19 protein-coding genes and 2 pseudogenes are annotated in these 20,201 nt (G+C 56.1%); 12 read left to right on the top strand and 9 right to left on the bottom strand.

Annotation, left to right across the window (positions count from 1 at the left end):
- The first annotated feature begins 222 nt into the window (after window positions 1-222).
- The 8 genes and pseudogenes from hypA to ACZ1HV_RS15080 all read left to right on the top strand — a co-directional run bounded on the left by hypA (window position 223) and on the right by ACZ1HV_RS15080 (window position 8,033).
- Window positions 223-564 carry a hydrogenase maturation nickel metallochaperone HypA gene (hypA, locus tag ACZ1HV_RS15115; RefSeq protein ID WP_472715633.1) on the top strand — a complete coding sequence of 114 codons (342 nt, stop codon included), beginning with the start codon at window positions 223-225 and terminating at the stop codon, window positions 562-564.
- Complete coding sequence (gene hypB, locus ACZ1HV_RS15110) at window positions 564-1,433, top strand: hydrogenase nickel incorporation protein HypB (protein ID WP_472715632.1); 870 nt, start codon at window positions 564-566, stop codon at window positions 1,431-1,433. The genes hypA and hypB overlap by 1 nt, the downstream gene beginning before the upstream one ends.
- A 9-nt stretch (window positions 1,434-1,442) precedes the next feature.
- A complete protein-coding gene (locus tag ACZ1HV_RS15105; protein ID WP_298822662.1) occupies window positions 1,443-1,697 on the top strand; it encodes a HypC/HybG/HupF family hydrogenase formation chaperone in 255 nt (84 codons plus the stop codon).
- Window positions 1,694-2,848 carry a hydrogenase formation protein HypD gene (hypD, locus tag ACZ1HV_RS15100; RefSeq protein WP_298822663.1) on the top strand — a complete coding sequence of 385 codons (1,155 nt, stop codon included), beginning with the start codon at window positions 1,694-1,696 and terminating at the stop codon, window positions 2,846-2,848. The genes ACZ1HV_RS15105 and hypD overlap by 4 nt, the downstream gene beginning before the upstream one ends.
- A pseudogene (hypE, locus tag ACZ1HV_RS15095) lies at window positions 2,845-3,881 on the top strand (hydrogenase expression/formation protein HypE). The gene hypD and the pseudogene hypE overlap by 4 nt, the downstream one beginning before the upstream one ends.
- 2 nt (window positions 3,882-3,883) lie before the next feature.
- Complete coding sequence (locus tag ACZ1HV_RS15090; RefSeq protein ID WP_472715631.1) at window positions 3,884-5,593, top strand: enoyl-CoA hydratase-related protein; 1,710 nt, start codon at window positions 3,884-3,886, stop codon at window positions 5,591-5,593.
- Window positions 5,594-5,691: 98 nt separating this feature from the next.
- A complete protein-coding gene (gene hypF / locus ACZ1HV_RS15085) occupies window positions 5,692-6,951 on the top strand; it encodes a carbamoyltransferase HypF (protein ID WP_472715630.1) in 1,260 nt (419 codons plus the stop codon).
- The gene (locus ACZ1HV_RS15080; RefSeq protein WP_472715629.1) at window positions 6,903-8,033 is read left to right on the top strand and encodes a Kae1-like domain-containing protein; all 1,131 of its coding nucleotides are present in this window, start codon (window positions 6,903-6,905) and stop codon (window positions 8,031-8,033) included. The genes hypF and ACZ1HV_RS15080 overlap by 49 nt, the downstream gene beginning before the upstream one ends.
- 51 nt (window positions 8,034-8,084) lie before the next feature.
- Here ACZ1HV_RS15080 and ACZ1HV_RS15075 read toward each other — a convergent pair whose 3' ends face one another.
- The 8 genes from ACZ1HV_RS15075 to pobA all read right to left on the bottom strand — a co-directional run bounded on the left by ACZ1HV_RS15075 (window position 8,085) and on the right by pobA (window position 14,119).
- Window positions 8,085-8,525: a hypothetical protein gene (locus tag ACZ1HV_RS15075; protein WP_472715628.1), complete on the bottom strand. Its 441-nt coding sequence runs from the start codon at window positions 8,523-8,525 to the stop codon at window positions 8,085-8,087.
- Window positions 8,522-9,406, bottom strand: coding sequence for a lyase family protein (locus ACZ1HV_RS15070; protein ID WP_472715627.1), 885 nt, complete (start codon window positions 9,404-9,406; stop codon window positions 8,522-8,524). Before ACZ1HV_RS15070 ends, ACZ1HV_RS15075 begins: the two co-directional genes overlap by 4 nt.
- A 54-nt stretch (window positions 9,407-9,460) precedes the next feature.
- Window positions 9,461-10,297, bottom strand: a complete 837-nt coding sequence (locus ACZ1HV_RS15065) for a 3-oxoadipate:acetyl-CoA acetyltransferase (protein WP_472715626.1) — start codon at window positions 10,295-10,297, stop codon at window positions 9,461-9,463.
- A gap of 104 nt (window positions 10,298-10,401) precedes the next feature.
- Window positions 10,402-11,022, bottom strand: coding sequence for a protocatechuate 3,4-dioxygenase subunit alpha (pcaG, locus tag ACZ1HV_RS15060; RefSeq protein ID WP_472715625.1), 621 nt, complete (start codon window positions 11,020-11,022; stop codon window positions 10,402-10,404).
- A 3-nt stretch (window positions 11,023-11,025) separates the two neighbouring features.
- On the bottom strand, window positions 11,026-11,754 hold the full coding sequence (gene pcaH / locus ACZ1HV_RS15055; protein WP_298965986.1) for a protocatechuate 3,4-dioxygenase subunit beta: 729 nt from the start codon (window positions 11,752-11,754) through the stop codon (window positions 11,026-11,028).
- Window positions 11,755-11,782: 28 nt separating this feature from the next.
- Complete coding sequence (pcaC, locus tag ACZ1HV_RS15050; protein ID WP_298965983.1) at window positions 11,783-12,166, bottom strand: 4-carboxymuconolactone decarboxylase; 384 nt, start codon at window positions 12,164-12,166, stop codon at window positions 11,783-11,785.
- Window positions 12,150-12,950, bottom strand: coding sequence for a 3-oxoadipate enol-lactonase (pcaD, locus tag ACZ1HV_RS15045; RefSeq protein WP_472715624.1), 801 nt, complete (start codon window positions 12,948-12,950; stop codon window positions 12,150-12,152). The genes pcaC and pcaD overlap by 17 nt, the downstream gene beginning before the upstream one ends.
- Window positions 12,950-14,119, bottom strand: coding sequence for a 4-hydroxybenzoate 3-monooxygenase (gene pobA, locus ACZ1HV_RS15040; protein WP_472715623.1), 1,170 nt, complete (start codon window positions 14,117-14,119; stop codon window positions 12,950-12,952). Before pobA ends, pcaD begins: the two co-directional genes overlap by 1 nt.
- Window positions 14,120-14,211: 92 nt before the next feature.
- Here pobA and pcaQ point away from each other — a divergent pair, with 92 nt between their 5' ends.
- Window positions 14,212-15,132: a pca operon transcription factor PcaQ gene (pcaQ, locus tag ACZ1HV_RS15035; RefSeq protein ID WP_298822675.1), complete on the top strand. Its 921-nt coding sequence runs from the start codon at window positions 14,212-14,214 to the stop codon at window positions 15,130-15,132.
- Between the two features lie 59 nt (window positions 15,133-15,191).
- Here pcaQ and ACZ1HV_RS15030 read toward each other — a convergent pair whose 3' ends face one another.
- Window positions 15,192-16,145: a GlxA family transcriptional regulator gene (locus ACZ1HV_RS15030; protein ID WP_472715622.1), complete on the bottom strand. Its 954-nt coding sequence runs from the start codon at window positions 16,143-16,145 to the stop codon at window positions 15,192-15,194.
- Between the two features lie 78 nt (window positions 16,146-16,223).
- Between ACZ1HV_RS15030 and ACZ1HV_RS15025 the strand changes: the two genes are divergently transcribed.
- The 3 genes and pseudogenes from ACZ1HV_RS15025 (at window position 16,224) to ACZ1HV_RS15015 (ending at window position 20,197) form a co-directional block, all read left to right on the top strand.
- Window positions 16,224-17,384 carry an acyl-CoA dehydrogenase family protein gene (locus tag ACZ1HV_RS15025; protein ID WP_472715621.1) on the top strand — a complete coding sequence of 387 codons (1,161 nt, stop codon included), beginning with the start codon at window positions 16,224-16,226 and terminating at the stop codon, window positions 17,382-17,384.
- On the top strand, window positions 17,381-19,423 hold the full coding sequence (locus tag ACZ1HV_RS15020; protein ID WP_472718453.1) for an acetate--CoA ligase family protein: 2,043 nt from the start codon (window positions 17,381-17,383) through the stop codon (window positions 19,421-19,423). Before ACZ1HV_RS15025 ends, ACZ1HV_RS15020 begins: the two co-directional genes overlap by 4 nt.
- Window positions 19,413-20,197 (top strand): annotated as a pseudogene (locus ACZ1HV_RS15015) (carnitinyl-CoA dehydratase). The gene ACZ1HV_RS15020 and the pseudogene ACZ1HV_RS15015 overlap by 11 nt, the downstream one beginning before the upstream one ends.
- Window positions 20,198-20,201 lie beyond the last annotated feature (4 nt).

The raw sequence follows: 20,201 nt of genomic DNA, 5'->3' as shown, positions 1-20,201 counted from the left end.
AGGACCGACGGAATAGCCGCGATTGACAACGAAGGGGCTTTTTGGAGTTCTTTGACCAAAGCCTCAACAGCTTCCAACGACTTGCGACCCGATTGGTGCAATCACGCAATGGTTGCAGGAGACGCTAAAGACTGCCTGAATGATTAATCTCAAAGCGTGCGGCCCAACAACTGTTCTATCGTAGTCGAAACGGTTTAGAGGCAGGACCCTTGGGATCGATTCATGCATGAAATGTCGTTGTGCGAGAATATCCTTGAGATCATAACCGCTCAGGCGGATCAGCAGGCTTTTTCGAAGGTGGATCTTGTGCGCCTGGAAGTTGGCCCACTGTCGGGTGTTGAGGTTGAGGCCCTGCGTTTCGGTTTCGACGTCGTTATGCGCGGCAGTGTAGCGGAAGATGCAAGACTGGACATTCTATGCCCGGAAGCAACGGCCTGGTGTCAGGCCTGCGAGACAAATGTTCCCATTCTCGAACGCTACGATCCCTGCCCAAATTGCGGTGCTGTCAGTTTGCAAATCACCAGCGGTGGCGAACTGCGGATCAAGGAAATGGAGGTGTCCTGATGTGTACAGTATGCGGGTGCGGCTCCGGTAATGTTAGGGTAGAGGGTCCTGAGAAGGCGAAGCCTAAATATGGTGGTGAGCTTCATCATCATGCGCACGGTCACTCTCAGGAACATGGCAGTGCTCATCTCCACCATTATGGAACCGGCAGAGCCAGCGCGTCCGCACCTGGCATAAGCCAGTCCCGGATGATCCAGATTGAACAGGACATTCTGTCAAAGAACAATTCCTATGCCAACACCAACCGGCGGTACTTCGCCGAGCGGGCGATTTTTGCGCTCAATCTTGTTTCCAGCCCAGGTTCCGGCAAGACAACTTTGCTGGTGGAAACACTTAAAAGACTGATTGAAACGCGGCACTGCTATGTCATTGAGGGAGACCAGCAGACCAGCAAGGATGCTGACCGCATCCGGGCGACGGGCGTCGCGGCAATTCAAATCAACACTGGCAAGGGCTGCCATCTCGATGGTCACATGGTCGGCCACGCGGTGGAGCATTTGGCCCCTTGTGATGGCGGTTTGATCTTCATTGAAAATGTGGGCAATCTCGTTTGTCCGGCTGCCTTTGACTTGGGCGAAGCCCACAAGGTTGTGATCCTGTCGGTCACTGAGGGTGAGGACAAACCGATCAAATACCCGGACATGTTCGCCGCTGCGGACCTGATGCTCTTGAATAAATCCGACTTGCTGCCGCATCTCGATTTTGACGTCGAGGCAGCCAAGGAAAATGCCCTCAGGGTCAATCCGGACATCACCATCCTGACGGTCTCGGCGTGCACTGGCGAGGGATTCGACCATTGGCTTACCTGGATCGAGGCGGCCCGCACAATGAAACTGGCCGGGCATCCGGTTCTCAGCGCAGCGCAATAGGAGCAGATCATGTGTCTAGCTATCCCGGCGAAGGTCACCCAACTGCTGGACGACGCCATGGCAATCGTCGCTCTGGAGGGGATCAGGAAAAAGATATCTATTGCCTTGGTCGAGGATTTGTCGGTCGGCGACTACGTGCTGGTTCATGTGGGATACGCGCTCCATAAGGTCAGCCCGGAGGAAGCTAACCGGACGCTCGCTCTCATGGCGGAGGTCGGTGTGCTCCAGGAAGAGCTTGATGACATCGAGGAGGCATCCCGATGAAATATGTCGATGAGTTTCGCGATCGGGATCTTGCAAAATCCATAGCCCTGGGCATTCGTCAGGAAGCTGACCCGGGCCGGACCTACAACCTTATGGAATTCTGCGGTGGGCACACACACGCAATCTTCCGATACGGTGTCAAGGACTTGATGCCGGAGAATGTTCGTTTTGTTCATGGGCCCGGTTGCCCGGTCTGTGTTCTACCGGTTCGGCGCTTGGATGACGCCGTGGAAATTGCCGAGCGTCATAACGTTATTCTGTGCACCTATGGCGACATGATGCGTGTTCCCGGAACGAAGCAACGCAGCCTTATCAAGGCTAAAGCGGCTGGCGCAGATATTCGCATGGTCTATTCGACAATGGATGCGCTCAAGATTGCCCGCGACAATATCGGTCGGCAAGTTGTCTTCTTCGCAATCGGTTTTGAAACCACGACGCCTCCGACAGCAGTCGCCATAATTCAGGCGCAGAAAGAGGGATTGTCCAATTTTTCAGTTTTTTGCAATCACGTTCTGACGCCGTCTGCGATTGGGCACATTCTGGCATCGCCTGAAGTGCGGGACCTTGGAACCGTCCGGATTGACGGTTTTCTGGGGCCCTCCCACGTCAGCTCGGTAATCGGTTCTGAGCCTTATGAGTTTTTCGCCGAGGAATTCGGTAAGCCTGTGGTGATTGCAGGGTTCGAACCTTTGGACGTGATGCAGTCCACTTTGATGCTCATTCGGCAGATCAACGAAGGTCGTCATGAGGTTGAGAATGAATATACGCGTGTCGTTACCCGCGAAGGAAACCTGAAAGCGCAAAATCTTGTTTCACAGGTATTCGAGTTGCGTCAGAGTTTCGAGTGGCGTGGCCTCGGCAAAGTGCCCTATAGCGCATTGAAAATAAGAAAAGACTTTGCGGAGTTCGATGCAGAAAAGCGTTTTGAGGTTACGGAAAAAGTCTCGCGTGAAGTAAAATCCTGCGAATGCCCGGCCATCCTGCGCGGCGTCAAAAAACCAACGGATTGTAAGCTTTTCGGAACCGTTTGCACGCCCGACAATCCGATGGGATCCTGCATGGTCTCCTCTGAAGGGGCTTGCGCCGCTTACTGGACATACGGCCGGTATCGCGACAAGGCGCGTTCGTCCCGGCAGGAGGCCGCGGCATGACCGTCGCACTGTCGGATCCCGGGCGACGGAATGGTACGGTAGACATGGTGCATGGTGGCGGTGGCCGGGCCATGGCAGAGCTCATCAAGGATCTGTTTCAAAGGCACCTTAGCAATCCGATCCTGGATCAGGGCCATGATGCGGCCTTGTTGGAAGCTGAGCCGGGAAAGCTGGTGGTTTCAACAGATGGGCATGTTATCTCGCCGCTCTTTTTCCAGGTGGAGATATCGGGTCCCTATCTGTCCACGGAACATTGAATGATGTGGCGATGGCAGGCGCAAGGCCTCTTTGTCTTACAGCGGGCTTCATCCTTGAAGAAGGGTTTCCCCTTGCCGACCTGGAGCGGATTGTCATGTCCATGGCTTCGGCAGCCAGCCAGGCCGGTGTCCCGGTTGTGACAGGTGACACCAAAGTCGTTGAAAAAGGCAAGGGCGACGGTGTTTTCATAACGACAACCGGATTGGGTGTTGTGCGGCACGGGGTCGAGATATCGGTGGCGCGCGCGAAACCCGGTCAGGCAATTCTTCTGTCAGGCTCGATTGGAGACCACGGTGTTGCCATCCTGTCGAAGCGGGAGAACCTGGAATTTGAAACCGAAATTCTGTCCGACAGTGCAGCGCTGCATACGCTTGTTGCCGATATGGTTGCTGCGGCCCCGGATATTGCGGTGTTGCGGGACCCGACCCGTGGGGGCCTCGCGGCGACTTTAAACGAACTGGCCCGGGCGGCGGGCGTTGGCATGCATCTCGACGAAACCGCAATACCGGTAAAAGGTGGCGTCTCGGCGGCGTGTGAGCTCTTGGGTCTGGATCCGCTTCACGTGGCAAACGAAGGCAAACTTGTCTGCTTATGTGAGCAAGCTGATGCCGGCAAATTATTGTCCGTCATGCAGGCACATCCGCTTGGGCGCGACGCCGCGATCATCGGCAGGGTCACGGAAGATGAAGCACGACTTGTCGAAATGGAGACGGAAATCGGGGGTTTGCGGGTCGTGGACTGGCTTTCGGGTGAACAGCTTCCAAGGATCTGCTGATTATGCGGATCCTTCTTCTCTGCCACGGCTTCAATTCGCTGACCCAGAAACTCTTTTGCGATCTCAATTCGACTGGGCATGACGTCTCGGTCGAATTCGATATCAACGATGCGGTGACAGAAGAAGCGGTGGCCATGTTCAAGCCGGATGTCCTGATTGCTCCGTTTTTGAAACGGGCAATACCTGCATCGGTCCATGAAAACCTGAAGTGTTTCGTCGTTCATCCGGGACCACCGGGAGACCGCGGACCGAATGCGCTTGACTGGGCAATCCTTGACGATGCCGAAACCTGGGGTGTGACGGTTCTTCAGGCCGTGGCCGAACTGGATGCTGGTCCTGTCTGGGCCAGCCGCTCTTTCGCACTCAGGCCTGCCTCAAAATCTAGTCTCTACCGCATTGAGGTCTCGGAGGCGGCGGTGGCGGCGGTTATTGAAGCTCTTGAAAAGCTCGAACGTGGTCAGTCTCCTGAACAAATCACGGAAAAACTCTCCGGCTGGCGGCCTTCTGTGAGTCAGGTGGACAGGCAGGTCGATTGGCAGAACGATGAAACTGAAACAGTCCTGCGGAAGATCCGCTCGGCTGATGGCATGCCCGGGGTGCTGGACGAAGTCTTAGGTAAAAAAGTCTATTTTTATGATGCCAGACCCTGCCATGAGGCCCTGGACGATGCGATTGAACCGGGAACTGTGCTGATGCGCTCCGGTCCGGCGATTGCGATCAAAACTGTCGACGGAGCCGTCTGGATAGGCCATGTCCGCAAAGCTTCAAAAGATGGGGTCAAACTTCCGGCAACCAGGGCCTTTGCAACGCAATCGGCTGCATTGACCGAAGTGTCTGGCGGCTATCGCGACATCTCTTTGAAGATCATACGAGATGTCGCATACCTTCACTTCGATTTCTATAATGGTGCCATGGGAACAGATGACTGCCGGCGGCTTCTGAGTGTGTTTCGGACAGCCGTTGCCAGCGACGCAAATATACTGGTTCTGATGGGTGGAAGGGATCACTGGTCAAACGGTCTCAATCTCAATCTGATCGAAGCTGCTGAAAGCCCGGCAGAGGAAAGCTGGGACAACATCCGGGCGATGGACGATCTTTCCGAAGCAATCATCAGGACAACAGACAAGTGGATCATTTCGGCGGTCGGCGGCAATGCGGGGGCGGGAGGTGTGTTTCTGGCCCGGGCGGCAGATGAGGTCTGGATAAGGTCAGGTGTGGTGCTCAACCCGCACTACAAGGATATGGGCAACCTCTATGGTTCGGAATACTGGACCTATCTGCTCCCGAAATTTACCAGTGCGGAGAACGCCAGGCAGATAACGCAGGCGCGCCTGCCAATGGGGGCACACGAAGCACTCTCCTTGGGTCTTGCTGACAGACTATTTGAAGAGGATCACAGTGCCTTCCCGGGCGCGGTAGCTGCTGCTGCAGATAGGCTGGCCAGCGAGAACCTGACTGATCGTTTGTGCACAAAACGAAAGGTGCGCGCGCGCGATGAACTGTCGAAACCGCTTGCATCCTATCGCGCTCGCGAACTTGAGCAGATGCACAAGAACTTTTTCGGGTTCGATCCCAGCTATCATGTCGCCAGATACAATTTCGTCCGGAAAGTACCGAAATCGCGGACCCCGCTAACCCTCGCTGTTCATCGCGCCGGCAAGAACAAGCGTCGATCGCAACCGTCGATTTTCAGAACGACATCCGAATTGTAGGCCCGAAAGTGAGATCAAATCGTTGGCAGGACAGATGCCAGATCGGAGCAAACAGAAAACGAAGGCAGTTTGCACATGTCTCCAACGGTGTTCCACCAATGAATAGTCACGCGTCAAATCCAGGTATACGAGCGACACGAGTTCGCGTTACTGGACTTGTCCAGGGTGTCGGTTTCCGTCCGTTCGTTTGGCGTCTGGCTGAAGAAGAAGGTCTCAGCGGAAAGGTCTGGAATGATGCGGCGGGCGTCTTGGCAACCGTCATTGGGCCAGAAGACGCTGTTCTTAGATTTCTCTCCAGGTTGCGCGCGGAAGCTCCACCGTTGGCCCGGATTGACGATATCAGATCTGAACCCGACACGGCCCCGCTCGACAAAGCTCTTGCCGGATTTCAGATCACCACAAGCATCGCGGGAGAGGTGGCGACCGGCATCGTACCGGATGCAGCCACCTGCCCGGCCTGTCTGCGCGAAACGCTCGATCCTGCGGGCCGACGTTTTCGGTATCCGTTCACGAATTGCACCCATTGTGGCCCGCGGTTATCCATTGTCACCGCGATTCCCTATGACCGTGCCAACACGTCGATGGCGCCTTTTGTCATGTGCGCCCAATGTCAGGCTGAATATGAGGCACCTGCCGACCGGAGGTTTCATGCTCAGCCCATTGCGTGTCCGCAGTGTGGTCCCAGGGTATGGATTGAACAGGCAGGCAACGAAGTTGGCACGACTGAGCCGATAAAGTTGATCGCACAGCGCATTGCAAAAGGTGAGATTGTTGCCGTGAAAGGCATTGGTGGATTTCACCTGGCCGTTGACGCGAGCAACGACAAGGCTGTTGATACGCTGCGCGCAAGAAAGAAAAGACCCCGAAAGCCGATGGCCATCATGGCTAGGGACCTTGATCAGGTTCGGGCCTATTGTGATGTCAGTAAAGAAGAGGCGGACCTGCTAACCTCAGCTGCCGCTCCTATCGTCCTCCTTGAACCCAAGCAAGAAACCGGCCTTGCTTCAGGACTTGCGCCGGGAACAGATCGCCTCGGTGTGATGCTGCCTTATACGCCTTTGCATCATCTCATGATGTCGGAACTCAGCAGGCCGATTGTGCTGACCTCAGGCAATTTGTCTGAAGAGCCTCAGGCAATCGAAAACACACAAGCGCGTAAGTCTCTCAATCAGATTGCCGACGCGTATCTGATGCATGACCGGGCGATCATGAACCGGCTTGATGACAGTGTCGTACGGGTGTCCCGGTCCGGAAATGCCGTCTTGCGCCGCGCCAGGGGCTCGCACCCACGCCAATCCGCCTGGCAGAAGTGCTCAAGCAATCATCGGTACCTGTTCTGGCAATGGGTGGAGAGCTGAAGTCGACATTCTGTTTTCTCCAGAATGGGCAGGCAATTGTCTCCCAGCACATGGGCGACCTGGAAAACCGCCGGACGCTCGAAGACTTTCAGAAGACGCTGACACTTTTTCGTCGAATGTACGATTTTGACCCTCAATTGATCGCGATTGACAGTCATAGCGACTATTTGTCCACCCAGCTCGGCCGCAGGATAGCGGCAGAGGCGGGTGCTGAGCTGACTGAGGTTCAACATCATCATGCGCATTTTGCCGCTTGCCTGGCTGAAGCCGGTGTTCCTCCCAACGATGATGCGTCACTTGCCATCGTTCTGGACGGGTCTGGCCTGGGCACTGACAAGACAATTTGGGGAGGAGAGCTGTTGGTCGGAGGCTACAGGCACTTTGAACGCGTTGGCCACTTCCAGCCGGTCTCTTTGCCCGGAGCAACCGCGGCCATACGTGAACCCTGGCGTAATCTGTATGCACATTTGCAAGCCGCATTCGGTTCGGAAGAGGCTCTCAAAGTCTGTAACGGCATCTTAAACGACCGGTTCACGGATAGGAACCTTTCCATATTGGACCGAATGATCAACATGGGCTTGAACGCCCCACTGTCGTCTTCTGCGGGCCGGATGTTCGATGCAGTCGCTGCTGCATTGGGTGTTTGCGTGGAGAGGCAAAGCTTTGAGGGCGAAACAGGTCTCGCGCTGGAAGCGATGGCCCGGCCATTCGCCTCCAACGAGGAGGGTTACCCAATCGATATCAACGGCGCTGAAGCGAAGGTTTTCACCTGGAAGTCTCTTTGGACGGCTCTTCTTGAGGATCTGCAAGCAGGTGTCGACAGGGGCAGGATATCGGCAAGATTTCACATTTCCCTGATCGATGCTCTCGCCAGGTGCAGCATACAAATAGCCCAAGAGCGGGGTATGAAACGCATCGTCCTTTCCGGGGGTGTCATGCAGAACGAGTTGTTGCTGGATGGACTGGAAGAAAGACTGCGGAGCAAAGGCATGGAGGTAATCTTACCGAGGGAACTCCCGGCCAATGATGGTGGCATCTGTCTGGGGCAGGCTGTCATTGCAGCGATCAAAGCTGAGGTGTGAAAAGATCTTAGCGACCTTGGAGCGCCTTCACTGAAAAGTGCTTCCTCCGACTCAGTCCGCAGAACGGTGTTGGCGGCGTGAAAAAATCTGATTTGCCATTTCTTGTGTGGGCCGGATTGCAGAGGAGGGGTCCAGTATTTCAGACCAGTTGATTTCAACCGGGCTGCGACTGGACAAGGCCTCATTAAAAGGACGCGTGTCGGTGCTTGCCGCAGCAACAATCTCCTTGGCTGCAACGCGTGACACACCTGCTTTGGCCAACGCGAAACTGGCAGCTTCCGCCATGATGGCCGGATTGGCGTCGATTGTTCCAGAAAGCCCGTCGGGCCGGGGCGTCAGACTCTCGGCGAGAGCTTGTGCATGCTGAAGTGACCGGCCGGTGCACAGGAACAGCTGTGGAAGACAATGCCATTCCAGGGGCCATTTGGCACCGTCGCGTTCCTCGGCTGGATTGGCCGCAATGAGAAGGCCGTGTTCTGCTGTGATGCTCATCTGATGGAGCACTTGAATGGTTTCGGCCTGCACGGGGTTGGATTTTGCGGCATGGTCGAAGATCCGCCTCCTGCACCGCTCGTGACTTCTCCAATGTCGCTGCGTCCAAGAAGCGTCAGGTCCTGGGCCATTTTTGACAGGGCGGCCGTCAGTTGCACGAGCCAGCTGGAAATCTTGAGCAATGGCGTCCGGTTGACATGCCAAGAGGGAGAGTCCGCAAGCCCAAGTTCCTGCGATAGAGCTTTTGAAACCGTTGGTCCTTCAGGATAAATGGCGTTGTTGGTGCCCGACGCGCCGCCGAATTGAACCTTTAGCGCATTATGTCGAAGCTCCGGCAATGCGGCTTCAGCGTCAATCAGCGGATGAGCCCACTGCGCGATCCGGTAACCGAGCGTGATCGGCGTTGAAACCTGGCTTCGGGTTCTGCCCGCCATTAGAACATCGGCATATCTCGTGCTTTGCCTTTGAAGCGTATCAACCAGTTTCGTCAGCCGGGCCGAAAGAATGCCGAAGACGACTTTGGCCTGCAGCATCATGGCAGTGTCCATGACGTCCTGGCTGGTGGCACCCCAATGGAGCCAGTCGCCTGCATCTTTGCCGACCAACTCGCGTAGCTCCGTCAAAAGGGCGGGTACGGGAATACCAGCAGCTTGCGTCCCTGCCGCGAGCCGGGCTGGATCGACTTGTGCGTGCGCGAGTTTCGCCTCGATTTCACCGGCTGCAATAGCAGAAATGACCCCAAGTCTTCCCTGAACAATTGCCAGGGTCCGCTCAAACACGATCATATGGGCGACGTCGCTGTCGTCACTCAAGAGCCGACAGAGTTCCTCGTCGGCAAACAAATCAGCGTAAACAGGGCTTGCAAACAGGGAAACAGGCATGGCTCTCAAGTTCTTAGGTCGTGCCCTGCATAGAGAGCCAAGAGACGTGGGTGGTCAAGCGGCGCGTTGCGGGAGGTCCAGCATTGTGCGTGCTTGTTGCCAACTCGCGACGGGCCGCTCATACTTTTCGCAAAGATCGACCACCCGCTTCACAAGAGCTGCGTTCGATGGGGCAAGGGAATCCTTGTCCAACCGGACATTGTCTTCAAGTCCTGTGCGTGTATGGCCGCCCGCGGCCACGCACCATTCGTTGACGTCCAGCTGAAACCGGCCAATTCCGGCCGCGCACCAATCGGCATCGGGCACAAGCCTCACGACCGTTTTGATGTAATAGTCGAAGACATCCCGGTCGACGGGCATGGCGTTTTTCACACCCATGACGAATTGGACATAGAGCCTGCCAGGAATTCGGCCGTCTCTGTTCATGACTGCTGCCTGATGGATGTGACTGAGGTCGAATGCCTCGATCTCCGGTTTGACGCGATGGATCCTCATTTCACTGGACAGCCAGTCGACGAGGTCGGGCGGGTTTTCGTAGACGCGCGTCGGAAAATTGTTGGAGCCGACGGAAAGCGAGGCCATGTCAGGCTGAAGCGGCAACATCCCGCCGCGCTCATGTCCGGCCCCGGACCTCCCTCCAGTCGAAAACTGGATAATCATGCCGGGGCAATACTTCTCCAGACCTTCTTTGAGGCGGGCGAATTTTTCTGGATCCGACGATGGTGTCTGGTCCTCATTGCGAACATGAGCATGAACAATTGCAGCACCTGCTTCGAAGGCTTCGTGAGTGCTTTCCACCTGCTCTTCAACCGATATGGGGACGGCGGGATTGTTCTTCTTGGTTGGCACCGACCCGGTGATGGCGACACAGATGATGCAGGGTTTGCTCATGATTGTTCTCTTAACTCCTGTGTGCGCTGGACACCGGTGTTGTCAGGCTTCCGCTCGCGAGCAGCATGTTGGCCCACGAAGGGGCCGGTTGTTGGATCCGGTCGCTAGACGTCGAAAAAGACGGTTTCGTCTTCACCCTGAAGCTTAATGTCAAAACGGTAGACTGTCTTGCCATCGCGTTCGCTCTTCTTGGCCAGCAACGTCGCGCGCCGCCGTTCCCACTCGATCAGGTTCAACACTGGGTCCTTGGCATTTGCCTCGGGTTCGTCTTCGAAATAAAGCCTGGTGTTGAGACCGATATTGATGCCACGGGCGACAATCCAGAAATTGAGATGCGGTGCCTGTTGTGTTGAATCCCGGCCGGTGGTTGGCCCCGGTTTGACGGTGTCAAAACCCCATTCGCCAGTTTCGAAATCCGTGATGACGCGGCCCCATCCGCTAAATCCGTCCTCCACATCTCCACCATCCTCCGGATGAGCATAGAAACCGTCGGCATTCGCCTGCCAGACTTCCAGCATGACATCCTTCACCGGACTGCCTGTGCCATCCATGACAATGCCTTCGACGCGTATTCGTTCGCCTTTCGCATCTGGGCCGGCAATGTCCCATCCAAGTTCCTGGCGATAGATATCAAAGCCGGCCGCGCCCGGTGCCAGCCCGATATGCACGTAAGGACCGGCGGTCTGCGAAGGCGTTTCTGCCAGATAATGCAATTTTTGTGGCATCGGTCAGTTCCCTTCCAGACGGTTCTCAAAAAGGGTCGAGCGACGCCCGCGCAAAACGACGTCGAACTTGTAAGCAATGGTGTCCAGCGGGATCGTCGCGTTCATGTCCAGCTTTGCTATCAGCTGCTCAATCGCTTCAGGATCCGGTATTGTTTTGACTATCGGGCATTCTGGTATCAAAGGGTCACCTTCAAAGTAACACTGCGTAATCAGACGCTGACAGAATGCAGTCCCGAAGATCGACATGTGAACATGGGCCGGCCGCCAGTTGTTGACCCAGTTGCGCCAGGGGTAAGCGCCCGGCTTGACGGTTCGGAAATAGTAGTAGCCATTCTCGTCGGTCAACGTCCGGCCGCATCCGCCAAAATTCGGATCGATCGGGGCTAGATATGTGTCCTTCTTGTGGCGGTATCGGCCGCCCGCATTTGCCTGCCAGATTTCAACCAGGGTGTTGGGTATCGGTCGAGCGTTCTCGTCCAGGATCCGGCCATGAAGGATGATCCTTTCACCGATCGCGCTTTCGCCCGATTGCGCATAGTTGTAGATCAGGTCCCGGTCCATCGGGTCGATGTCGTTGTGACCAAACACGGGTCCTGTTGTCTCCGAAACCGAATTCTGAAGACTTATCAGAGAGTATTGCGGAGACCGAGAGACAGAGGTCTTGTAGTCCCGCGTGAGAGCTGGCGGATGACGTTCGCGATTGCGTTGATAGAATTCGCCCGGCTTGAGCATATTTTCTCCCTTTCTGGAGTCGAACGGGCTATCCCTCTTCGGCTTCCATCTCCGCGTAAGTTTGTTTGGCCAGTTTCAGCGCCTGGTTGGCGCGGGGAACCCCGGCGTAAATGGCAACATGCTGAAAAGCTTCCAGGACGTCCTCTTTACTGGCGCCGGTATTTGCCGTTGCACGAATATGCATCGGAATTTCCTCAAAGTTGCCGAGTGCGGCCAGCAACGCCAGAGTGAGCATGGATCTTTCGCGTGCATTGATCCGCCCGGAGCCCCATACATTACCCCAGGCGGCCTCCGTTATAAGTCGCTGGAACGGCTCATCGAACTCTGTCTTGTTGTCTTCGGCACGGTCGACATGATCGTCGCCCAGAACTGCCCGCCGAACCCTCATGCCACTTTCATATCGATCTGACATGGAGGTCCTCCTTCAGGTAAGTCATCAGATGGCCTGCAAAGACGTCGGGCTGTTCCACGCACGGTAAATGCCCTGCATCGGAAATCTCCACATAACGGCTACCCGGTATCAGAGCTGTCGTCGTGCGAACCACCTCGGGAGGGCTGGCAAGATCGTCTGATCCGCCAATACCAAGCGTGGGCAGCCGCAGCTCGGACGTTGAACCAGTCAGGTCGGCGTCGGCGATTGCGTTGCAGCAACCAACATAGCCGTCTGCAGGCGTTCGCGTCAGCATGTTACGCCAGCCTCTGCATTCGGTTGTTTCGCGAAATGGTTTGCAAAACCAGCGATCCATGACAGCATCGGCGATGCTTTCAAGGCCTCCTGTGAGGATCCGCGAGACTCGGTCTTGCCACATTGCCGCGTCACCCATTTTCGCACCGGTATTTGACAGTACCAGTCCCTGGATCAGGCCCGGTTGGCGGTGCGCAAGCAACTGCCCGATCATCCCGCCAATGGAGAGGCCGACAAATGCACATTTGTCGATGCCGATCAGACGCAACAACTGTTCTGTGTCATTTGCCAGGGTTTCCATGGAGTAGGGACCTGGTGGGCAGGAAGACAAACCATGTCCTCGTTTGTCGAACCTCACCAGGCGAAGCCCGGTATGCGGCAGTCGGTCGATAATCTTGTCCCAGAGCCGCAGATCGGTACCCAGGGAGTTGGCGAAAACGACGGCAAAACCGTTGGGGTCACCATCTTCCTGCCAATGAATATCGACCTCCGAAAGGCGTTCTATCTTCATCAGTAGGGCAGTCCTACATAGTTTTGCGCGAACCACCTCTGAGCCGTCTCGTTGTAATGAAGCGATTCAATCTCCGCTCTTTGCATCTTGAGATCGAATTCGGACTGATCCGGAAACCGGTGCAGCATGTTGGTGGTGGCCCAACTGAACCTTTCTGCCTTCCAGATCCGGGCGAGTGCCTTTTCCGAATATGTGTCGATGCCGTGCGTATCGCCATCCTGATAGTATTGGACTAGGCCCTCATTCAGGTAGTGGACGTCAGAGGCGGCCGTGTTGAGGCCCTTGGCACCTGTTGGCGGCACGATATGGGCGGCATCCCCGCACAGGAACAGACGACCCCAGCGCATGGGTTCGCAGACAAATGAGCGCAGCGGCGCAATTGATTTTTCGATTGAGGGCCCGGTTATCAGACTGTCGGCGATCTTTTCGGGAACGCGCCGCTTGAGTTCATCCCAAAACCCGTCATCGCTCCATTCCTGAAGATCATCATCGAGACCGCACTGAACATAGTAACGCGACAGGCTTTCGTTGCGCATCGAACAGAGCGCAAATCCACGTTCTGAATTGGCGTAGATAAGTTCCTCATGGACAGGTGGTGTCTGGGAAAGGACACCGAGCCAGCCAAAGGGATAGACCTTCTCGTACTCCTTGAGCACCGCATCGGGAATGGTCTTGCGACTGACCCCGTGAAACCCGTCGCAACCTGCGATGAAGTCACAATCGATCCGGCGCGCACTGCCGTCCACATTGAAAGTGACAAAGGGATTGTCCGTATCGGCGTCACGGATCTCGACATCTTCGACTTCAAAAATCGTCCGGCAACCGGCGGTGTCCCGGGCATCATAAAGATCCCGTGTGACCTCTGTCTGCCCATAAACGATGACGTTTTCGCCAATCAGTTTCTGGAAATTGATGTCGAACATCTCGCCGTCATAGGAAATGCAGGTGCCGTGATGGATGAAACACTCCTCGTCCATGCGCTTGCCGACACCTGCTTCACGCATCATGTCGACCAGGCCAGTCTCCAGGATACCTGCACGGATGCGGCCCAGAACGTAGTCACGTGTCTTGCGTTCAAGGATCACTGTCTCGATCCCCTTCAAATGAAGAAGCTGACCGAGCAGAAGACCGGAAGGGCCTCCACCGACAATGACAACTTGTGTTCGCATATATTTCTCCTCACCTGAATTCATATTGAATGAACGAATTTGAGAAGTAAAATGAGATATGAAGCCTCTTACTTTCCAAAATAGATAACTAAATGATCGATCGCCGCATCAAATTCCGTCACATCCAGTGCCTCGTTGAAATCGCTCAGGAGCGCAGTTTGAAGCTGGCTGCAGACAAGTTGGGTCTTACGCAACCAGCTGTGTCCAAGACACTGAAAGAGCTTGAGGAGATCGTCGGCGCGACACTGATGACCCGCAATCGGGCGGGAATAGCACTGACCAAACAGGGGGAAGTCTTTCTGCACTTCGCGCAGATTTCCCTGGCCAGTCTGCAACAGGGCCTGGACGGCGTGGAAAAGGAAGGTGATCAGGCGCGTGCGACATTGAATGTCGGCGTCCTGCCGAGCGTGGCCGCCAGCCTAATGCCGCCGGTTATCCGTGAATTTTCCGAGATGGCACCACATGTGATGGTCCGGATCATGGATGGCCCGCATTCTCACCTGATCGAACATCTGAAGCTTGGCAAGCTTGACCTTGTCATTGGCCGTCTCGGCCGGCCGGCTTCAATGGAAGCTGTGTCCTTTACCCAGCTCTATTCAGAGCGTGTCGATCTTGTGGTGCGCGCAGGCCATCCCCTTCTGCAAAACCCGGACATCAAGCGCATCACCGATTGGCCGGTTATCTACCCGCCGGAAGGCGCGGCGATCAGGCCCCTGGTTGAACGTTTCATGATTGCGAACGGCGTCGGCGACCTTCCCAACAAGGTTGAAACGGTCTCGGGTGCATTCGGCAGAATCTATACACGCAAAACCGATGCCGTCTGGATCATCTCATCTGGTGTCGTCCAAAACGAAACCGCTGACGGTCATCTTGTTCGCCTGCCATTCGATACGGACATTACCAAGGGCCCGGTCGGCTTGATGACGCGGCCCGAGGCACCTCAGCGACCGGAAGAGCAGGTGTTCCGTCTCGCGGTGCAACGCGTGATCGAGGATCTTATGTTGAGCTCCTGACCCTGACGTGACATCAAACGAGATGCGGGGATCGAAATGTCATTGGTGCGTCGCTGGATTTACGGCCCGGTTGCGCTCCGGTGGGTTCTGGGTGGTGCCCCGAATTCCAACCTGTAGGCGCGGGTCAGTGCGCTGGCATTTCGATATCCGCACCGCGTCGCGATCTCCGCAACACTCAAACGTGTCAGCTCGACAAGACGGCGCGCTTCCCGCAAACGGATCGCCTTATAGACAGCGAGCGGTGACATCGTCATTTCCTTTTGAAAATGGCGCTCAAGTTCGCGCTGATCGGTTTTGAGACGGCCTGCCAATTCAGGTATCGTCAAAGGGGTCTCGATGGTCCGCCGCATCAGCGCTGTCGCGCTTCCAACCAGTTTGTGCGAACTCATCCTTTGATAAGGGTCGTGCAGGTCAAGCTTGTCGCCATGCATGAAAAGAGCGCCGACTTCGAGCGAGAACATCGCGCTGTGCTGCTGCTTGATCATTTCAAGCATCAGTTCGATCGCCGTTGAAGCGCCTCCGCATGTCGCCAGGTCCGAATTCAATACAAACCGGTCTTCCAGCACATCGATGTCGGGGAAGGTCTCAGCGAAAAGCGTAAACTCATCCCAGTGGATCGTTGCCTGCCGTCCGTCGAGCAATCCGGCGCACGCCATCAGCCAGGCGCCCGTATCCAATCCCACAATCAGCTGAAAGCGCTCCCTTGCGGCGCGAAGGGTGTGGCTCAGTCGCGGTGTTGCCAGATCCCGAAAGCCGTAGCTCGGCATGAGAAACAGAATGTCGCCCTGGGGCCGGGCATGCGGCCAGGAAGCGGTCTCAACCGGGAGCCCGCTCGAGGATGTAACTGTGCCTCCATCCATGCTGAAATACTGCCAAATGTATAGCGGTTCCCGGGCAATCGTGTTGGCCGCTCGGAACGGCTCAATGGTGTTTGCAAGGCAATGATTTGAAAATGCCTCGAACAGGAGCACGGAAATTTTTCGGTGGCCGGGGAGTTTTTCCGAAAATGGCATGAAATTAATCCAAAACAGCACGATTATTGAGGGCGCGTTGTCTCATGCTGCCTGTCTTGGCGCAACAGGAGCAGCCGCATGCAGTTTGGTTTGAGCGAAGAACAGGACATGATCGTCTCTACGGTCAGATCATTCGTCGAGAACGAAATCTATCCGCACGAGCAACTGGTGGAGCAGACCGGTGACGTGCCGCCGGAATTGGGTGAAGAGATCAAGCGCAAATGTCTGAATCTCGGATTTTACGCCTGCAATTTCCCGGAAGAAGTTGGGGGCGCCGGACTGAGTCATTTGGATTTCACGCTTGTGGAGCGTGAACTAGGTCGTGGATCAATGGCGCTGACGCACTTCTTCGGCCGCCCGCAAAACATTTTGATGGCCTGCGAAGGTGATCAGCGGGAGCGCTATCTGTTGCCCGCTGTGCGGGGTGAGAAAATGGACGCCCTCGCCATGACTGAGCCGGACGCCGGATCAGATGTCCGCGGCATGAAATGTCAGGCAGTGCGCGAGGGCGGTGACTGGGTCGTGACCGGTTCCAAACACTTCATCTCCGGCGCTGAACATGCCGATTTCTTTATCGTGTTCGTTGCAACGGGTGTCGATGACACCGACAAGGGTCCGAAAAAGAGGATCACATGCTTTCTGGTCGACAGGGACACGCCGGGTTTTGAAGTCCGGGACGGCTACAAATCCGTCAGCCATCGCGGTTACAAGAATTACATCCTCTATTTTGATGGATGCCGGCTGCCGGATGCCCAGGTGCTCGGCAAGGTCGATGGTGGTTTTGAGGTAATGAACGAATGGCTCTATGCCACGCGGCTGACGGTTGCGGCAATGAGCGTCGGCAGGGCACGCCGCTGTTTCGACCACGCTGTATCCTACGCTGTCGAACGAAGGCAATTCGGTCAGCAGATCGCAAAATTTCAAGGGGTCAGCTTCCAAATTGCCGACATGATTACGGAGATCGACGCAGCCGACTGGCTGACATTGGCGGGCGCCTGGCGGCTGGACGAAGGTCTTCCGGCAAACAGGGAGATCGCAAGCGCGAAGCTCTACGCAACCGAAATGCTGGCAAGGGTTACGGACGCAACGCTTCAGATCCACGGTGGAATGGGTCTCATGGACGACTTTCCAATCGAACGTTTCTGGCGGGATGCGCGCGTCGAACGAATTTGGGATGGCACCAGCGAAATCCAGCGCCACATCATCAGCCGCGATCTCTTCCGCCCGCTTGGAGCCTGAGGATGCACGCACTTGACCGTCTGTTGCGCCCAAAATCCATTGCCGTGATCGGCGGAGGCCGCTGGTGCGAAAATGTGGTTCGTGAATGCCGGAAGTTCGGCTTCGACGGTGAGCTCTGGGCGGTTCATCCAACGCGCGCGGAGATCGCCGGCTGTGCCACATTGCCTTCGCTGGACAGATTGCCGATCGTTCCGGACGCTGCCTACATAGGCGTCAATCGGATCGCGACAGTTGACATCGTCAGAGAACTTGCGGCTATGAATGCCGGCGGAGCGGTCTGTTTTGCGTCCGGCTTTCAGGAAGCTGCAGCCGAGTTGTCCGACGGCGCCGGTCTTCAGGGTGCGCTTGTCGATGCGGCAGGTGACATGCCGGTACTGGGCCCAAACTGCTATGGCTTCATCAACGCGCTTGACGGTGCCGCGCTCTGGCCGGACCAACATGGCCTTGAGGCAGTGGGCCGCGGTGTCGCGATTGTCTCTCAGTCTTCCAATATTGCCCTGAACCTGACGATGCAGGCCAGGGGGCTGCCGGTTTCCTACCTGGTCACGGTAGGCAATCAGGCGCAAACGGGCATGTCACAGATCTGCGAAGCACTGCTGGACGATGACCGGGTGACTGCGCTTGGCCTGCACATTGAGGGAATTGGCGATCTTGGCCATTTCGAGCGATTGGCGCGCAGGGCCAATTCAATGGGGAAGCCCATAATTGCCCTCAAAGTTGGAAAGTCGGAACAGGCTCGTCGCGCCGCAATTTCTCATACGGCCGCGATAGCCGGCAGTTCAGCCGGCTCATCGGCTCTTTTCAGGCGGCTTGGCATTGCCGAAGTCAGCAGCTTGCCGGTGCTGCTTGAAGCATTGAAACTGGTGCATGTGACCGGAGCTCTTCCCAATGCGGAATTGGCGTCAATGTCCTGTTCCGGTGGCGAAGCCAGCTTGATGGCAGATATAGCCAAAAGTTGCTCGACCCGATTTCCGGACCTGACTGAAACCCAAAAAGATCTGCTTCGCGAAGTGCTCGGTCCCAAGGTTGCCCTCGCGAATCCTCTCGACTACCACACTTATATCTGGGGCGATGTTGATGCCATGAGCCGCGCTTTTGGCGCCATGATGTCCGGCCCGGCGTCTTTGGGCATCGTCGTTCTTGATTTCCCGCGCCAGGACCGGTGTTCGGCCGGAGAGTGGCTCAAGGTGATCGACGCGATCGAAGTCGCCACCAAACAAAGCGGCAAACCAATAGCTGTCTTGAGCTCACTTTCAGAAACTTTGCCTGAAACAATTGCACGCGATCTTATCAATCGAAACATTGTGCCCTTGTGCGGCATGGCGGAAGCGCTCGAAGCGATTGGCGCTGTTGCGTCCTGCAATCGGACGCTGACAGGAAAAGACATTCTGGCACCGGAATCCATCGGTGAAACAATCACATTGACGGAGAACAGCGCAAAAGACGTACTTTCCGCGTATGGCCTTCAGGCACCGAAGAGACGCCTCGCACATTCGTGCCAGCAGGCTGTCGAAGCAGCACAATCAATCGGTTTGCCCGTTGTTTTGAAGGCCACGGGATTCGCTCACAAAACCGAAGCAGGGGCCGTTGCTCTCAACCTTGGTTCGTTGGATGACGTGAAAGAGGCAGCCATCGGAATGCCGGTATCATCTCTGATGGTTGAGGAAATGGTCACGGACGCATTTGCCGAACTGCTGGTCGGCGTCGTTCTGGACCCGGCCCACGGATACGTTTTGACGCTCGGTGCCGGTGGCATCCTGACTGAACTTCTTGATGACAGTGTTTCCCTGATATTGCCGACCTGCCCCGCGGAGATTGAGGCGGCGCTCAACTCCTTGAGAATCGGCAAAGTTCTGAAGGGGTATCGGGGCAGGCAAGCTTGCGATTTACCTGCGATCATTTCTGCCGTCATGGCAGTGCAGGAATTTGTGTCATCGGTGCCGAGCGAGGAAGTGGAAATCAATCCGTTGTTGTGCGGAAAGGATTTTGCCATCGCGGCGGACGCGTTGATCAAGTGTGGAGCGGAATATGAACGATGAACCGATCAAGGTCCGCAGGGACGGACATGTTCTTGAAGTGACACTCGACCGGCCCAAGGCAAATGCCATCGACCTGGCCACCAGCCGGATCATGGGCGAGGTCTTCACGGAGTTTCGTGATGATCCGCAGCTAAGGGTCGCCATTGTCACCGGCGCCGGCGAAAAGTTCTTCTGTCCGGGATGGGATCTCAAGGCCGCGGCGGATGGCGATGCTGTTGACGGCGACTACGGCAAGGGCGGGTTCGGCGGCCTTCAGGAATTGCGCGGCTTGAACAAGCCCGTGATTGCTGCAGTGAACGGTATCTGCTGTGGCGGCGGTCTGGAACTGGCTCTCTCTGCCGACATGATCCTTGCTGCCGGTCATGCAACCTTTGCCTTGCCGGAAATCCGCTCCGGTACGGTCGCAGATGCGGCCAGCATCAAATTACCGAAACGTATCCCCTACCACATTGCGATGGAAATGCTGTTCACCGGTCGATGGTTGGATGCGGAGGAGGCGGCGCGCTGGGGCTTGATCAATCACATCTACCCCGCCGAAAACCTGATGAACGAGGCACGGAAGCTGGCTGAACTTCTGGCCTCCGGTCCCCCCTTGTCTACGCCGCAATCAAGGAAGTTGTGCGCGAGGCGGAAGACATGAAATTTCAGGACGCGCTGAACCGCATCACTGCAAGCCAGTTTGAAACGGTCGAGACACTTTACCGGTCGGAAGACCAGAAGGAAGGCGCGCGTGCCTTTGCCGAGAAACGAGATCCGGTCTGGAAGGGCCGATAGGAGA

The organism is Roseibium sp. JB4-4 (assembly GCF_055693425.1).
Note: the sequence above shows the minus strand (reverse complement) of the source record. Positions and strands in the feature narration are given on the sequence as shown.